This window comes from Stenotrophomonas acidaminiphila (genome assembly GCF_001431595.1).
In the GTDB taxonomy this organism is placed as follows: domain Bacteria; phylum Pseudomonadota; class Gammaproteobacteria; order Xanthomonadales; family Xanthomonadaceae; genus Stenotrophomonas; species Stenotrophomonas acidaminiphila.
Window position 1 is genome coordinate 1 of record NZ_LDJO01000042.1, and the last position, 14,332, is coordinate 14,332.

Below are 14,332 nucleotides of genomic sequence, written 5' to 3' on the forward strand. Positions count from 1 at the left end.
CGCGTGCGCTGTTGATGCCGGCCGACGGGCGCATCAGCCAGCTCGGCCCGATCGAGGACGGTCGCATCTTCCAGGCCAAGGGCCAGTCGTTCACCGCCGCCGAGCTGCTCGGCGACGCCGCCGCTGCCGAACCCTTCGCCAACGGCCTGTTCGCCACCGTGTACCTGTCGCCACGCGACTACCACCGCGTGCACATGCCCTGGACCGGCACCCTGCGCGAAACCGTGCACGTGCCCGGGCGCCTGTTCAGCGTCGGCCCGGCCGCGGTGGCCCACGTGCCGCGGCTGTTCGCCCGCAACGAGCGGCTGGTGTGCCACTTCGACACCGACTTCGGCCCGATGGTGCAGGTGATGGTCGGCGCGCTGCTGGTCAGCGGCGTGGAAACGGTCTGGAGCGGCGAGGAAATCCCCGCCTACGGCGACCGCATCACCCGCAAGGACTGGCGCGGCAAGGGGATTACGCTGGAACGGTTCGCGGAGATGGCCCGCTTCAACTACGGCTCCACCGTGATCGTGCTGCTGCCGCCGGGCGTGGCGCAGTTCGATCCGGCGCTGAAGGCCGAAAGCCCGGTGCGGCTGGGGCAGGCACTGGCGCGATTGAAGTAATGGCCTGTTCCGACGCGGCCACATCACGACGCGTGGCGACGCGCCCACCTCTCAGACGCCCTGGTCTCATTGAGGCGCGGCCCGCTTCAATTACGGCTCCACCGTGATCGTGCTGCTGCCGCCGGGCGTGGCACAGTTCGATCCGGCGCTGAAGGCCGAAAGCCCGGTGCGGCTGGGGCAGGCACTGGCGCGATTGAGCACCCGCTGAGCGCATGCCGACCGGAACGGACACTGTGCGCGGATTTCTTCACAGGCAGCGTCGGTTGCTCCTGCTGCTGGCACTGTTGGTCACCTGGCTGTCGCTGTTTTCCGCCTGGTCGCGCTGGATCACCGCCAAGCCGCTGGACGTGTCCATCGCGCTCGCGCCAGCCGGCATGATCGACAGGAAAATCCAAATCGTCGTCCCGGAGCATTACACACTCGCGTTCCGCTTCGATCGCACCAGCGAGCCGCTCAAACACCTGCAGATCGCGGTGGGTGGCGTTGCTTCGACATCGGCTGGGACACCGATTCCCATCCGGTGGTCGCTGGCACGCGTGTCCGATGGGCGGATCGTGGCATCGGGGGAAGCCGACACGCGCGGCATGCATGGCTGGTCGACCACCTTCGTCGAGCACGATGTCGGGGGCATCCGTGTCCCCAGCGGACGCTACCGCTTCAAGGCGCAGGTGCTGCAGGACATTCCGGGGCTTGCGCACGTCGATACACGGCTGGTGATGCAGCTTTCGCCCAAGGCGTATTGCACCTGGCAACTGTACCTTGTCTGGTGGGGCTCGATCGCCAACGTCCTGTTGATCGGCCCGCTGGCAATCCTCGTGCTGCTGGTGCTGCTGTGGCGCGCGGCCCGTGCGTACCATAGCGCCAGGACGGCCAGCTGACTGTCACCAGATCGTTACTCGCCACCGGCAGCCCGCTCACCGACAACAGGCATTGGCGGCAGAAACGCCAAGACCCTGCACCCACGACGCCGGACCGCTCCACGCGCATGCATGCAGGGCAGCCATGAGGAATGAAGGACGCACCATGGCCACGCTTTCGTTCCCGCCCCCTCTCCACTGACCCGTTGCCTTTCAGTTGCCGGATCCGGTGGATTCGACAGTCGCGCCCAACTGCCTGGCGACCGTATCCAGATAGCTGGCGAGCGTGCCCATCGCCATGCGCGCCCGGCGCGCATCCACGTTTTCCGGGTCGGTCAGCGGAAGCACCGCGATCTTGCCGTGCTCGACCTTGTATTGGGTGCCATACAGCTGCGGCTGGTCCTGGGCCAGCAATACCCGGTCGGCCAGCATCGCGTATTGCTGCCGCGACAGGTCGCGGCGCTGCATCAACGGCTCGGCCAGCGCCAGTGCGTGCGCCTGGAAGACCGGATCGTCGTCGGCATGCTGCACCAGCACGAACACGGACGAGACACCGTCGCGACCGATCATCTCCGGGGTCGGGAAGCCATGCCTGTCGAAGATGTCCCGCAGGCTGGCGCGGTTCTCCGCATCGATGCGTTCGATCTGCCGGTCCAGCGCCTTGCGCCGTTCTTCATCACCCTGCCTCATCGCGGCTATCGCCTCGCCACGGAGGTCCTGGTCGCGATTGACCATCCGTCCGACGCGACGACGCAGCTCGGGCTCGGTCAGCGGCCGATACGCACCCATCGCCAACGGCGGCGAAAGCACCGCAGCATCGAGGCTTCCGCCGGCGTCCAGCGCGGCCTGCAGCCCTGCCAGCCATTCCTCCACCGGCGGCAGTCCCAGGAAATCCCGCCAGAAGCGCGGGGTTCTTTCGGGCTTCGGCGACAACCCCAGCGTGCCGCCCTCCGCCGCGATGCGCGTGCCGAACTGCTGCGGACGACCATGCTGCACCTGGATCGTATCGTTGAGCCAGGCGTACCCGAACGCATCGATATCGATGCCGACCCGCTCCTGCACCAGGTCGATGACCTGCTCCTGGAACGCGCTGTCGGCACTGGACCGCAGCAGCAGCTGGCCCGCGGCATCGACACCCTGCCGGCCAGCGGAGGGCAGGCCCGGCCAGCCGCAGGTGCGCAGATGCTGCTTGAACTGCTCCAGCCGTATCGGGTCCAGCGCCCCGTTGCCGTCAGGAACCAGCGCCAGCAACCGTGCCAGGCAGGCCCGGTCGACTTCATCGGCCTTGCTGATGACGTAACGGGGTTCGGCGGGCGTCTGTGCCTGCGCCCAGGCCGAGGCCCAGGCAAGCAACGCACATGCGACCAACTTCCATCGTGCCTTCATCGTCCCCTCCTTGTAATGATCCGCCGTCCGTTCTCCCTGCCGGCAGCCCCGGCCTACACGCCGGGTTTGATGTCCGCGTTACCACTCACCACTCCGGTTCGCGCTCCGGCAGCAGCGCCCGGATCACCTGGCCGTCGGCACCGGCAGCCAGCTTCTCGGCCTCGGCGATGGGAATGTCCACCTCGATCAGCCAGCCTTCCTCGTCGGCCTGTTCGCTGCGGATGACCTCCAGCTGGTGCAGGCGCGAGCGCAGCCGGCCGGCGCTGGGCGGCAGGCGCACGCGGCCGGTGACGTGCTGCAGGCCCAGGCGCTTGCCCAGCACCGACTGCAGCAGGTCCAGGCCGCGGCCGTCGCGCGCGGAGATCCACACCCGCTCGCGGCGCGCCTCGTCCGGCACGCCGTCCTGCGCGTCGTGGCGCACCTCGGCACCTTCGATGCGGTCGATCTTGTTGAACACCAGCAGTTGCGGAAGCTCGCCCGCGCCCACCGCCTCCAGCACTTCGTCGACCTGGGCGATGCGTTCCTCGCGCAGCGGATCGGCGGCATCCACCAGGTGCAGCAGGAAATCGGCCTCGCGCGCCTCGCTCAGGGTCGAGCGGAACGCCGCCACCAGTTCGTGCGGCAGGTCGCGGACGAACCCCACGGTGTCGGCCAGCATGGCGTTGCCGCCGGGCAGCGCGATGCGGCGCACGGTCGGGTCGAGGGTGGCGAACAGCTGGTCGGCGGCGTAGGCGCCGGCACCGGTCAGCGCATTGAACAGGGTCGACTTGCCGGCGTTGGTATAGCCCACCAGGGCCACCCGCGGCATTTCGCTGCGCACGCGCGCGCGGCGCATCTGGGTGCGTTGCACCTCGACCTTTTCCAGCCGTTTCTGCAACTGCTCCACCCGCTTCTGCAGCAGGCGACGGTCGGTTTCCAGCTGGGTTTCGCCGGGGCCACGCAGGCCGATGGAACCGCCGCGCTGGCGCTCCAGGTGGGTCCAGCCGCGTACCAGGCGCGTGGCCAGGTGGCGCAGTTGCGCCAGCTCCACCTGCAGCTTGCCTTCGTGGCTGTGCGCACGCTGGGCGAAGATGTCCAGGATCAGCCCGGTGCGGTCGATCACGCGCCGCTCCAGGAACCGCTCCAGGTTGCGTTCCTGCACCGGGGTCAGGGCATGGTTGACCAGCACCAGGTCGGCGCCGGTGGCGTCGGCCATGGCCTTGACCTCGTCCAGCTTGCCGCTGCCGATCAGGGTGGAGGGATTGGGGCGGTCGATGCGCGCGGTCACGGTGGCCGCGATGCTGGCGCCGGCCGAGCGGGCCAGGTCGGTGAACTCTTCCAGCACATCCTCTTCCAGCCGCCCCGAGTGCGGCTGGATCAACAGCGCGTGTTCGCCTCGTTTGGAGCGGTCAAACACGCGCCACGTCCTGCTTATTCGTTGTCGTCATCGCCTGCCTGATTGCTGTCGGCCGATTGCACGTAGCCGCCGCCCGGCCCCACGCGCACGTTGCGCGCCGGTACCACGGTGGAAATGGCGTGCTTGTAGACCATCTGGCTGACCGTATTGCGCAGCAGCACCACGAACTGGTCGAACGACTCGATCGTGCCCTGCAGCTTGATGCCATTGACCAGGTACACCGAAACCGGCACGCGCTCGCGGCGCAGTGCGTTCAGGAACGGGTCCTGCAAAGATTGCCCCTTGGACATCTTCAACTCCTCTTTATTGTTCTTATCGACCCGGGCCATGCGGCTTCCCCTGCCTGCCCGGAACGGGGATGTTACACCGCCCGGCGCGCTTCATCGCCCCAGGAACAGGGAAACCGCGTCCTGCAGGCGGCCGGCATCGGTGGCCGGATCGAACCAGCGCGCGTCCAGCTCGCCGCGCAGCCAGGTCAGTTGGCGCTTGGCCAACTGGCGGGTGGCGAAGATCGCCTTGTCGCGGAAACCCGCGGCGCTGTCGCACCCGTCCAGGAACTGCCAGGCCTGGCGATAACCCACCGCGCGGATCGCCGGCAGGTCGAGCGGCGCCGGCACCCCGGCCATCGGCGGCAGCGCGCGCAGGCGCCGCACCTCGTCGAGAAAGCCGGCCTCCAGCATCAGGTCGAAGCGGCGTTCGATGCGGGCATGCAGCACCGCGCGGTCGGCCGGCGCCAGCACCAGCTTGAGCACGCGCGCCGGCAGCCTGGCGACGCCGGGCAGCGCCTGCCAATGGCTGATCGGCTTGCCGGTGAGCCGGTACACCTCCAGCGCGCGCTGGATGCGCTGCGGGTCGGTGGCATGGATGCGCCGGGCCGCGGCCGGATCGATCCGGGCCAGCTGCGCATGCAGCGCCGGCCAGCCCGCCACTTCGGCTTCGGCCGCGATCTCCGCGCGGAGGGCCGGGGCGGCTTCCGGCATCGGCGACAGCCCCTGCAGCAGCGCCCGGAAATACAACCCGGTACCGCCGGCGAGGATCGGCAGCCGGCCACGCGCGACGATGTCGCGCACCGCGGCGGCGGCGTCGACCGCGAACTCGGCGGCCGAATAGCTCTGCCAGGGGTCGCGCAGGTCCAGCAGGTGATGCGCAATGCCGGCGCGTTCGGCCAGGTCGGGCTTGGCCGCGCCGATCTCCAGGCCGCGGTACACCAGCGCCGAGTCGACGCTGACGATCTCGCCGCCGTGGCGCCGGGCCAGTTCGATCGCCGCGGCGGTCTTGCCCGACGCGGTGGGGCCCATCAGCGCGATCGCCAGCGGCCGCGTGTCGGCCGCCATCAGTCCTCGTCCGGCCAGCGCGGCGGCGCCACGCGGTCGGCACGGGGCGCCGGTACCGCGTCGAGCGCGGCCAGCACCTTCAACGCATCGACCGTGGCGGCGACGTCGTGCACGCGCACGATGCCGGCGCCGCGCTGCACCGCCAGCAGGTGTGCGGCGACCGAGCCGGCCACGCGCTCGGCGACAACGGTGCGGCCGGTGACCTCGCCGATGCAGCGCTTGCGCGACAGCCCGGCCAGCAACGGCACGCCCAGCGCCAGCAGTTTTTCCTGCGCGGCCAGCAGTGCGAAATTCTGCGCGGTGTCCTTGTTGAAGCCGTACCCGGGATCGACCACCAGCCGGTTGCGGGCGATGCCGGCCATCTCCGCGGCGAACAGGCGTTCGGCGAGGAAACGCTGCACGTCGCCTGCGACATCGTCGCTGTCCCAGGCCACGCCAGCGTCGTGTGGGCCACCAACCGCATGCATCAGCACCACCGCCGCGCCGGAACCGGCCACGACCTCCAGCGCGCCGGGCTGGCGCAGCGCCTGCACGTCATTGACCATGCCGGCACCGGCCGCCACTGCGGCGCGCATCACCTCCGGCTTGAAGGTATCCACGCTCAGCGGCACCGGCACGCGCGCCGCCAGCGCCTCGATCACCGGCGCCACGCGCTCGATCTCCTGCTGCGCCGATACCTGCCCGGCGCCGGGCCGGGTCGACTCGCCGCCGATATCGAGAATGTCCGCGCCCTGTTCGACCAGCGCCAGCGCATGGGCGATGGCCGCATCGGTACTGAAATGCCGCCCGCCGTCGGAGAACGAATCCGGGGTGACGTTGACGATGCCCATCACCCGCGGGCGGTCCAGCCGCAGCGGCCGGCCGGCACAATCCACGACCGGCGAGGTATCGAACATCAGCGCCGGCTCCTGGCACGCACCACGGTGCCCAGCACGCTGAGCGCCACGCCCAGCACGATGCCGATGAAAATGCCCGTCAGGTAGTGGCCGGTCTTCACCCCGAAGGCGACGCCGGCCACGGTGGCGATCACCATCTCGGGGATGTGGGTGGAAGTGCTGGGAGAAGGTTCGTTCATGCTGCGAAGGGTAGCCGAGGACGGGGGCAAAAGCCTGCCGTCAGGGTGATGGGGAGACGCGGCCAGACGCATCGGCGGCCGCGGCGCCGCGGCCAGAGGCCACGGACAGGCCCGCGCCAGGCCGGTCATAAAAGCAACGGGCCGGGAAAACCCGGCCCGTCGTGCGTGCATGGCGACGCCGCTGGCTCAGTGCTGGCCGGCCGGGTCGGTGATCGGTGCCACCGGGCGTTCGTCGCCGCCCTTGTCGCCGTCGGACGGGTCGCCCTTGCCCTTGTCGACCCAGCCGGCCGGCGGCGAGGGCTTGCGGCCTTCCATGATCGCCTTGACCTGCTCGGCGTCGATGGTTTCCCAGTCCAGCAGCGCGGCGGTCATCGCTTCGACGATGTCGCGCTTTTCTTCCAGGATGCGGCGCGCCACGTTGTACTGCTCGTCGAGGATGCGGCGGATCTCCGCGTCCACCTTCTGCTGGGTAGCCTCGGAAATGGTCTTGCTGTGCATGCCGTAGCCGGCTTCCTCGTCGGCATACACCATGGTGCCCAGCACGTCGGACATGCCGTACTTGGTGACCATGCCGCGGGCCAGCTTGGTGGCGCGCTCGAAGTCGTTGGAGGCGCCGGTGGACATCTCGCCGACGAAGATCTCCTCGGCGATGCGGCCACCGAACAGGATCGCCAGCTCTTCCAGCATGCGGTCCTTGTACTTGCTGATGTGGTCGTGCTCGGGCAGCTGCCAGGTCACGCCCAGCGCCCAGCCGCGCGGCATGATGGTGACCTTGTGCACCGGGTCGGCCTTGGGCAGCGACATGGCGACCACCGCGTGGCCCGACTCGTGGTAGGCCGTGTTGCGGCGCTCGTCCTCGCGCATGACCATGCTGCGGCGCTCCGGACCCATGTAGATCTTGTCCTTGGCGTCCTCGAAGTCCTGCATGCTCACTTCCTGCTTGCCGCGGCGCGCGGCGAACAGGGCGCCCTCGTTGACCAGGTTGGCCAGGTCGGCGCCGGAGAAGCCCGGGGTGCCGCGCGCCAGCACTTCCGGCCTGACGTCGTCGGCGGCCGGCACCTTGCGCAGGTGCACGCGCAGGATCTGCTCGCGGCCCTTGATGTCGGGCAGGCCGACCATGACCTGGCGGTCGAAGCGGCCCGGGCGCAGCAGCGCCTTGTCGAGCACGTCCGGCCGGTTGGTGGCGGCGATCACGATCACGCCCTCACCGCCCTCGAAGCCGTCCATCTCGACCAGCATCTGGTTCAGGGTCTGCTCGCGTTCGTCGTGGCCACCGCCCATGCCGGAACCGCGGTGGCGGCCGACCGCATCGATCTCGTCGATGAAGATGATGCACGGCGCGTGCTTCTTGGCCTGCTCGAACATGTCGCGCACGCGGCTGGCGCCGACACCGACGAACATCTCGACAAAGTCCGAGCCGGAGATGCTGAAGAACGGCACCTTGGCCTCGCCGGCGATGGCACGCGCCAGCAGGGTCTTGCCGGTACCGGGCGGGCCGACCATCAGCACGCCGCGCGGGATCTTGCCGCCGAGCTTGGTGAACTTGGACGGGTCACGCAGGAAGTCGACCAGCTCGCCGACCTCTTCCTTGGCCTCGTCGCAACCGGCCACGTCGGCGAAGGTGACCTTGATCTGGTCCTCGCCCTGCAGCTTGGCGCGCGACTTGCCGAAGGACATCGCGCCCTTGGCACCGCCGCCACCGCCCTGCATCTGCCGCATCATGAAGATCCAGAAGCCGATCAGCAGCAGCACCGGCAGGAACTGCAGCAGGATCGACCAGAAGCTCGGCCCGGTGGCCGGCTTCATGCGCACGATGTCGACCTTCTTGGTGTAGAGCTGGTCGATCAGCTTCTCGTCGCGCGGCGCATACAGCGAACCCTCGCTGCCGTCGCTGCGCTTGAAGCGGATGGCGTTGGTGGTCAGGGTGGTGTCGTCGGTGAACTCCACCGACTTGATCCGGCCCGCGTCCACTTCCTGCAGGAACTGGGTGTAGTTGCTGGCGTCGCCGACCGCCGGCGTGCCGCCGCGCGGGGCGAAGCTCTGGAACACCACCATCAGCACGACGGCGACAACCACCCATAGCAGGAGGTTCTTGGTCAGGTCGTTCATCCTCATCGGCTCCGGTGTTCCTCTAATTTCTGACGCGATTCGTATGGTGTCGAGCTTACTTGATCTGCGTGCGCTTGCCCTGCCCGAGCGCATAGACCTCGGGCGAGCGCTTGCGCGAGGCTTCCGGCTTGCGGATCACGACCTTGTCGTAACGGCGGCGCATTTCCCGCACGTAGTCGTCAAAGCCGACGCCCTGGAACAGCTTGATCAGGAACGCCCCACCCGGCTTGAGATGGTGATCGGCGAAATCCATCGCCAGCTCCGCCAGGTGCATCATCCGCGGCTGGTCCACCGCATCCATGCCACTCTTATTGGGGGCCATATCCGACAGGACAAGGTCTACCGGCTGGCCGCCGAGCATGGCCTCGAACTGGGATAGGACCGTTTCTTCCCTGAAGTCACCATGAAGGAACTCCACGCCGGCCAGCGGCGGCATCTCCAGGATGTCCAGCGCCAGCACCCGGCCACTGTCGCCCAGCTGTCTCCGCACCTGCTGCGACCACCCACCCGGCGCTGCGCCGAGGTCGACCACCACCATGTTCGGCTTCAGCAGCCGGTCGCGCTGGAGCAGCTCCTCCAGCTTGTAGGCGGCGCGCGAGCGCATGCCCTCGGCCTGCGCCTTCTTCACGAAGGGGTCGGAGAAATGCTCCTTCAACCAGCGTTGACTGCTCTTGCTGCGGGACATCGGAATGCGGCCTGTAGGGGTGGTCATGATACCCTGAACCCCCTTGATAACCCGTAATCACTGCATGTCCATCGTCCTCACCCCGGCCCAGAACCGATTCCTGCGCGGCATGGCCCACGATCTGAAAGCACTGCTGCAGATCGGCGGCAAGGGGGTCACCCCCGCCTTCCTGGCGGAACTGGACGAGGTGCTGGAACGCCATGAACTGATCAAGGTGAAGATCGCCGCCGAGGACCGCGAGGCGCGCGAGGCGATGGTCGCCGAGCTGGTCCAGGCCAGTGGCGGCGCGCTGGTCCAGCGCATCGGCCATGTCGCCGTCCTGTACCGCCCGGCCCGGGAAAAGCGCCAGATCGTGCTGCCCCGCGGCTGATCCGCCGAGAAGCGAACGATGCAACTGAGCCGCGAACTGCCCGACTACATCTATGCCCTGCGCTCGGCCGACGGCCATCAGGCCCGGGTCAACGACCGGACGCTGGCGCGCAGCTTCATCCTCGCCCCCGACCAGTTGATCGAGGACTGGGCAGTGGCCGCGGCCGGCCAGCTCAGCGTGGCCGACCTGGCGCCGGCACTGGAACAGAACCCGGCCGTGTTCATCCTCGGCACGGGCGAGCGCCAGGTGTTTCCGCCGGTGGAAGTCATGGCCGCCTGCCTGACCCGCGGCGTCGGCATCGAAGTGATGAACAACGCATCGGCCGCGCGCACCTTCAACGTGCTGGCCGGCGAAAACCGCCGCGTGGTCGCGGCCTTCATCTTGGACGCCACGGGCAGCTGACCCCGCACCGTCGACCGCCGGAGCGCCAGCCCGCGGCAGGCACGACCGGCGGCAGCGCGCCCTCACCCGTGTCCGGCGCCCCGGCTTTAGGTCAGCGCAGGGGCTCGCCCTTGAGCCAGCACGCCAGCAGCAGCGCCACGACCACGCCCGCATTGCAGGCGGCGAAGCGGACCGGAGCGGCCGCTGGCGGGAAGACCACGAAGCTGGCAACCAGCAGCGCGGCCGCGCTGGCGTAGGCGAGCCATCCCTGCCACGCAAGCGGCCAGCCCCAGCCCCACCCCAGCTCCTTGGCGGCGAACCAGTAACGGGGTCTGTCCATGCTGTTGCTCCTTGGTCGATGGCGGACGCGCATGCATGCCCGGTCGCTGTCACGCCACGGCCTGCGGTGCGGCACACCCGTCGGGCAGGCGGATACCCGATGGTCCGGAGACGACGCAGGAGCGGGCACCATGCCCGGCCGCGACGCGCCTTCCATCCCGCCAGGGCACGGCAGGCGGGCCGCCAGCCTGCGCCCCAGACGCCATGGCTTACTTCTGCGGCAGGTACTGCAGCGGATCCACCGGCTTGCCGTTGTAGCGGATCTCGAAGTGCAGCATGTCGCGCGACGTGCCGGTGCGGCCCATTTCCGCGATCTGGTCGCCGGCCTTGACGTTCTGCCCCTCGTTGACCAGGCGCTTGCGGTTGTGGCCGTAGGCCGACAGCCACTGCTCGTTGTGCTTGATGATGATCAGTTCGCCGTAGCCGACCAGGCCGGCACCGGAATAGACCACCACGCCCGGGCCAGCGGCGCGCACCGGCTGCCCGCTGCTGCCGGCGATGTCGATGCCCTGCTTGGTGGTCTCGCCGGCGACGAAGCGACCGACCAGCGCGCCGTCGGCCGGCCAGCGCCAGCCGATGCCGCTGTTGGCCGGCGCCGGCGTCGCCGCGGGCGGCGGTACCGATGGCCGCGCGGCCGACCCGCTGCTGCCCGTGGCCGGGCGCGACGCGCCCGTGCCACCCGGATACAGGCGCAGCGTCTGCCCCGGATAGATCGCGTTGGGGTTGGACAGGCCATTCCACGCCGCTAGGTCGCCGGGGGTGATGTTGTGGATGCGGGCCAACGCGTACAGCGTGTCGCCCCGGCGCACCACCGTGGTCTGCCCCGGCTTGGGCACCGACGTGCGCGGCGTGGCCGCGGCCCTGGACGAACTGCCGCCGGAAGACTTGACCACCGTGGCGGTGCCGCAACCGGCCGCCATCGCCACCAGCAGCAGCGCCGCCATGCCGGCGACCGCCCTGGAAGCGCCCTTGATCCCTACCTCTGCATTCATGCGAATTTCGCCCTCCATACCAGCCAGCCCACCAGGCCGACGACCAGCGCGGTCGCGATCCAGCCCAGCGGTTCGATCCAGCGCCGCAGCGCATCGGCCGCACGCGCGCCGCCGAAGCGGATCACCGCCGCCAGCACGTATACGCGCTTCCCGCGCCCGACCAGCATGCTCAGCACGTACTGTGGCAGCGGCACGCCGACGATACCGGAAGCCCAGGTGAACACCTTCATCGGAATGGGCATGAATCCACCCAGCACCAGGAAGGTGAACACCGCCCACGGCGATTCGACCATCTTCGCCTGCAGCGTGGCGATGCCCGACTCGATCGCCGGCAGCATGCCCAGCGCGGCGAACAGCGGCTTTATCGCTTCGAACGCATAGTGGCCCAGCGCATAGCCGACCATCGCGCCGACCATCGAACCGGCCAGGCTCAGGGTGGCGAAGCGCCAGCCCTTGCGCGGCTGCGCCACGCACATCGGCATCAACATTACTTCCGGCATCACCGGAAAAATGATGGCCTCGATGAAGCTCAGCACCGTCAGGTAGGTGGGCGCACGCTTGTGGCTGGCCCAGTACAGCGCGCGGTCGTACAGCGGCCCGAATATCTTCATCGTCGCGAGGTTCCCGTGTCAGTCCAGCATGCCCGACAGCAACGGCACAAAGCTGACCGGCGCCAGTTCCTCCTGCACGATGCCGTCGGCCTGCCGGGTAAGTTGCAGCAGCACCTGCCCGCCGGGGCCGCCGACCGGCGCCACCAGGCGGCCACCAACGGCCAGCTGTTCGATCAATGCATCCACCAGCGCCGGTGCCGCGGCGGTGACGACGATGGCGTCGTAAGGGCCATGCTCGGGCCAGCCGATGCGCCCGTCGTCGTGTTTGCTGCGTACGTTCATCCCCAGCTGCCGCAGGCGCTTGCGGGCCTGCCGCAGCAGGTCGCCGATGCGCTCGACGGTGAACACCTCCAGGCCGACCGCGGCCAGGATCGCCGCCTGGTAGCCCGAGCCGGTGCCCACTTCCAGCACCGTCCTGGGCGCCACCTGCAGCACCGCCTCGGTCATGCGCGCCACCACCCACGGCTGGGAGATGGTCTGGCCATGGCCGATCGGCAGCGCGGTGTCCTCATAGGCGCGCGAGGCCAGCGCCTCGTCGATGAACAGGTGCCGCGGCACCACCCGCACCGCGTTGAGCACGCGCTCGTCGCCGATGCCCACCTCGCGCAGGCGATCGACCAGGCGGTCGCGCACCCGCTGCGAGGTCATGCCGCTGCCGACTGCTTCCGGGGAAAGACGCAGCCGTGGGGTCATGCCCGCGGCCCCAGCGTGGCGGACAACCCGCCCACCCAGCTGGCCACCTTTTCCAGCGCCTCGTAGCGGGTGAGGTCGACCTGGATCGGGGTGATCGAGATATGCCCGGTACGCACCGCGTGGAAATCGGTACCGGGGCCGGCATCCTGCTCGGAACCGGCCGGACCGATCCAGTACACGGTATTGCCGCGCGGGTCGGTGGCCGGGATGCAGGCCTCGGCGCGGTGGCGGTTGCCCAGCCGGGTGACCTCGAACCCGCGGATCTGCTCCCATGGCAGGTCCGGCACGTTGACGTTGAGGATGGTGTCGGCGGGCAACGGGTCGGCCTTCAGCCGCGCCACGATCTCGATGGCCGCACGCGCCGCGCTGAGGAAATTGCGTGCCTCATGGCGCTGGGTGACCAGCGATACCGCCACCGACGGCAGGCCGAGGAAGCGCCCTTCCATCGCCGCGGACACGGTCCCGGAATAGATCACGTCGTCGCCGAGGTTGGCGGCATTGTTGATGCCCGAGACCACGATGTCCGGCTCGTGCTCCAGCATGCCGGTCAGCGCCAGGTGCACGCAGTCGGTAGGCGTTCCGCTTACCGCGCAGGTGTAGTGGTCGATCCGGCGCAGCCGCACCGGCTGGTCCAGGGTGAGGGAGTTGCTGGCGCCGGAACGGTCGCGGTCCGGCGCCACCACGGTGACTTCGTGGCCGGCATTGCGCAGTTCCTCGGCGAGCATCTTGATGCCGGGGGCGTCCACGCCGTCGTCGTTGCTTACAAGTACGCGCATTGAAGACCTGAATCGCTGAATCCATGACGGCGCCACTGCAGCCTCGCCGTCCACCGCCATCCCGGCGGCGTGCTGCACGCCGGCCGGCATGGCCCGATCCGGCATGATACCGGAATGCGCCCACCGCCTTCCCGTGACGCCCTCCCCATTGCCGCAGCCGTTACGCTATGCGCATGTCGCACCCAGAAGACGAAGACGACGGCGCCCTGTTCCGCTCGGCCATCGGCGAGGTAAAGCCGCTGCGCAAGGTGGAAACGTCCGCCATCACCCGCCCGCGGCCCAGGCCGCGCGCGCGCATGGCCGAGCAGGACGAGGCCCAGGCGCTGGGCGAGTTCGCCCGGCTGCTGCATTCCAGCGCGCCACTGGAAGCCGGTGACGTGGCCAGCTACCGCCGCGACACCCTGCCCGCGCGTATGTTCCAGCGGCTCAAGCGCGGCCAGTACTCGGTGCAGGACGAACTGGACCTGCACGGCGCCGGCGTCGCCCAGGCCGAGCAGCTGCTGCGCGAGTTCCTGCTCGATGCCCATGCGCACGACCACGGCTGCGTACGCATCATCCACGGCAAGGGCCTGCAGTCCGATGGCGGCGCGCCGGTGCTCAAGAACCTGGTGGACCGCCTGCTGCGCCAGCGCAACGACGTACTGGCGTTCCATTCGGCGCCGCCGGCGCAGGGCGGTACCGGGGCGGTGCTGGTGCTGCTGGCGCGACGCTGAGCGCGGCCAG

General features: G+C 69.1%; 18 protein-coding genes and 1 pseudogene. 6 read left to right on the forward strand and 13 right to left on the reverse strand.

All coding sequences use genetic code 11. The annotated features are described in order from the left end of the window. The 3 genes and pseudogenes from asd to ABB33_RS13075 form a co-directional block, all read left to right on the forward strand. Positions 1-605 (forward strand): archaetidylserine decarboxylase (gene asd / locus ABB33_RS13070; RefSeq protein WP_056932404.1); only part of this gene is annotated, 605 nt, incomplete at its 5' end. 79 nt (positions 606-684) lie between these two features. After that, positions 685-813: pseudogene (locus ABB33_RS18625) on the forward strand (phosphatidylserine decarboxylase); the annotation flags it as partial. Between the two features lie 55 nt (positions 814-868). Continuing rightward, complete coding sequence (locus ABB33_RS13075) at positions 869-1,483, forward strand: DUF5625 family protein (protein ID WP_056932405.1); 615 nt, start codon at positions 869-871, stop codon at positions 1,481-1,483. Positions 1,484-1,675: 192 nt separating this feature from the next. Here the strand turns inward: ABB33_RS13075 and ABB33_RS13080 are convergent, their stop codons facing one another. The 8 genes from ABB33_RS13080 to rlmE all read right to left on the reverse strand — a co-directional run bounded on the left by ABB33_RS13080 (position 1,676) and on the right by rlmE (position 9,447). Further along, complete coding sequence (locus ABB33_RS13080) at positions 1,676-2,848, reverse strand: DUF6624 domain-containing protein (protein ID WP_152985083.1); 1,173 nt, start codon at positions 2,846-2,848, stop codon at positions 1,676-1,678. Between the two features lie 85 nt (positions 2,849-2,933). Continuing rightward, positions 2,934-4,244: a ribosome rescue GTPase HflX gene (gene hflX, locus ABB33_RS13085; protein ID WP_054664789.1), complete on the reverse strand. Its 1,311-nt coding sequence runs from the start codon at positions 4,242-4,244 to the stop codon at positions 2,934-2,936. A gap of 14 nt (positions 4,245-4,258) precedes the next feature. Continuing rightward, positions 4,259-4,534 carry an RNA chaperone Hfq gene (gene hfq / locus ABB33_RS13090; RefSeq protein ID WP_054668644.1) on the reverse strand — a complete coding sequence of 92 codons (276 nt, stop codon included), beginning with the start codon at positions 4,532-4,534 and terminating at the stop codon, positions 4,259-4,261. A gap of 90 nt (positions 4,535-4,624) precedes the next feature. Continuing rightward, on the reverse strand, positions 4,625-5,578 hold the full coding sequence (gene miaA / locus ABB33_RS13095; RefSeq protein ID WP_054664786.1) for a tRNA (adenosine(37)-N6)-dimethylallyltransferase MiaA: 954 nt from the start codon (positions 5,576-5,578) through the stop codon (positions 4,625-4,627). After that, positions 5,578-6,474, reverse strand: coding sequence for a dihydropteroate synthase (folP, locus tag ABB33_RS13100; RefSeq protein ID WP_054664783.1), 897 nt, complete (start codon positions 6,472-6,474; stop codon positions 5,578-5,580). The genes miaA and folP overlap by 1 nt, the downstream gene beginning before the upstream one ends. Further along, positions 6,474-6,653 (reverse strand): hypothetical protein, encoded by a 180-nt coding sequence (locus ABB33_RS18630; protein WP_152985084.1) that lies wholly within the window; start codon positions 6,651-6,653, stop codon positions 6,474-6,476. The genes folP and ABB33_RS18630 overlap by 1 nt, the downstream gene beginning before the upstream one ends. A 186-nt stretch (positions 6,654-6,839) precedes the next feature. Then, positions 6,840-8,762 carry an ATP-dependent zinc metalloprotease FtsH gene (ftsH, locus tag ABB33_RS13105; protein WP_054664781.1) on the reverse strand — a complete coding sequence of 641 codons (1,923 nt, stop codon included), beginning with the start codon at positions 8,760-8,762 and terminating at the stop codon, positions 6,840-6,842. 55 nt (positions 8,763-8,817) lie between these two features. Further along, positions 8,818-9,447, reverse strand: coding sequence for a 23S rRNA (uridine(2552)-2'-O)-methyltransferase RlmE (gene rlmE / locus ABB33_RS13110; RefSeq protein WP_380609894.1), 630 nt, complete (start codon positions 9,445-9,447; stop codon positions 8,818-8,820). Between the two features lie 64 nt (positions 9,448-9,511). On the opposite strand from rlmE, the gene yhbY reads away from it, so the two are divergent. Further along, on the forward strand, positions 9,512-9,817 hold the full coding sequence (gene yhbY, locus ABB33_RS13115) for a ribosome assembly RNA-binding protein YhbY (RefSeq protein WP_056932407.1): 306 nt from the start codon (positions 9,512-9,514) through the stop codon (positions 9,815-9,817). 18 nt (positions 9,818-9,835) lie between these two features. Continuing rightward, positions 9,836-10,219: an Mth938-like domain-containing protein gene (locus tag ABB33_RS13120; RefSeq protein WP_056932408.1), complete on the forward strand. Its 384-nt coding sequence runs from the start codon at positions 9,836-9,838 to the stop codon at positions 10,217-10,219. A 91-nt stretch (positions 10,220-10,310) separates the two neighbouring features. Here the strand turns inward: ABB33_RS13120 and ABB33_RS13125 are convergent, their stop codons facing one another. The 5 genes from ABB33_RS13125 to surE all read right to left on the reverse strand — a co-directional run bounded on the left by ABB33_RS13125 (position 10,311) and on the right by surE (position 13,609). Beyond that, entirely contained in the window at positions 10,311-10,538 is a 228-nt protein-coding gene (locus ABB33_RS13125; protein ID WP_054664771.1) for a hypothetical protein, read from the reverse strand. Positions 10,539-10,746: 208 nt separating this feature from the next. After that, entirely contained in the window at positions 10,747-11,529 is a 783-nt protein-coding gene (locus ABB33_RS13130) for a peptidoglycan DD-metalloendopeptidase family protein (protein WP_056932409.1), read from the reverse strand. Beyond that, positions 11,526-12,140 (reverse strand): YqaA family protein, encoded by a 615-nt coding sequence (locus tag ABB33_RS13135; RefSeq protein ID WP_054664766.1) that lies wholly within the window; start codon positions 12,138-12,140, stop codon positions 11,526-11,528. Before ABB33_RS13135 ends, ABB33_RS13130 begins: the two co-directional genes overlap by 4 nt. An 18-nt stretch (positions 12,141-12,158) precedes the next feature. Next, entirely contained in the window at positions 12,159-12,833 is a 675-nt protein-coding gene (locus tag ABB33_RS13140) for a protein-L-isoaspartate(D-aspartate) O-methyltransferase (RefSeq protein WP_056932410.1), read from the reverse strand. After that, positions 12,830-13,609 carry a 5'/3'-nucleotidase SurE gene (gene surE / locus ABB33_RS13145; RefSeq protein WP_054664760.1) on the reverse strand — a complete coding sequence of 260 codons (780 nt, stop codon included), beginning with the start codon at positions 13,607-13,609 and terminating at the stop codon, positions 12,830-12,832. Before surE ends, ABB33_RS13140 begins: the two co-directional genes overlap by 4 nt. A 173-nt stretch (positions 13,610-13,782) precedes the next feature. Between surE and ABB33_RS13150 the strand changes: the two genes are divergently transcribed. Beyond that, positions 13,783-14,322, forward strand: a complete 540-nt coding sequence (locus tag ABB33_RS13150) for a Smr/MutS family protein (RefSeq protein ID WP_056932421.1) — start codon at positions 13,783-13,785, stop codon at positions 14,320-14,322. Positions 14,323-14,332: the final 10 nt, after the last annotated feature.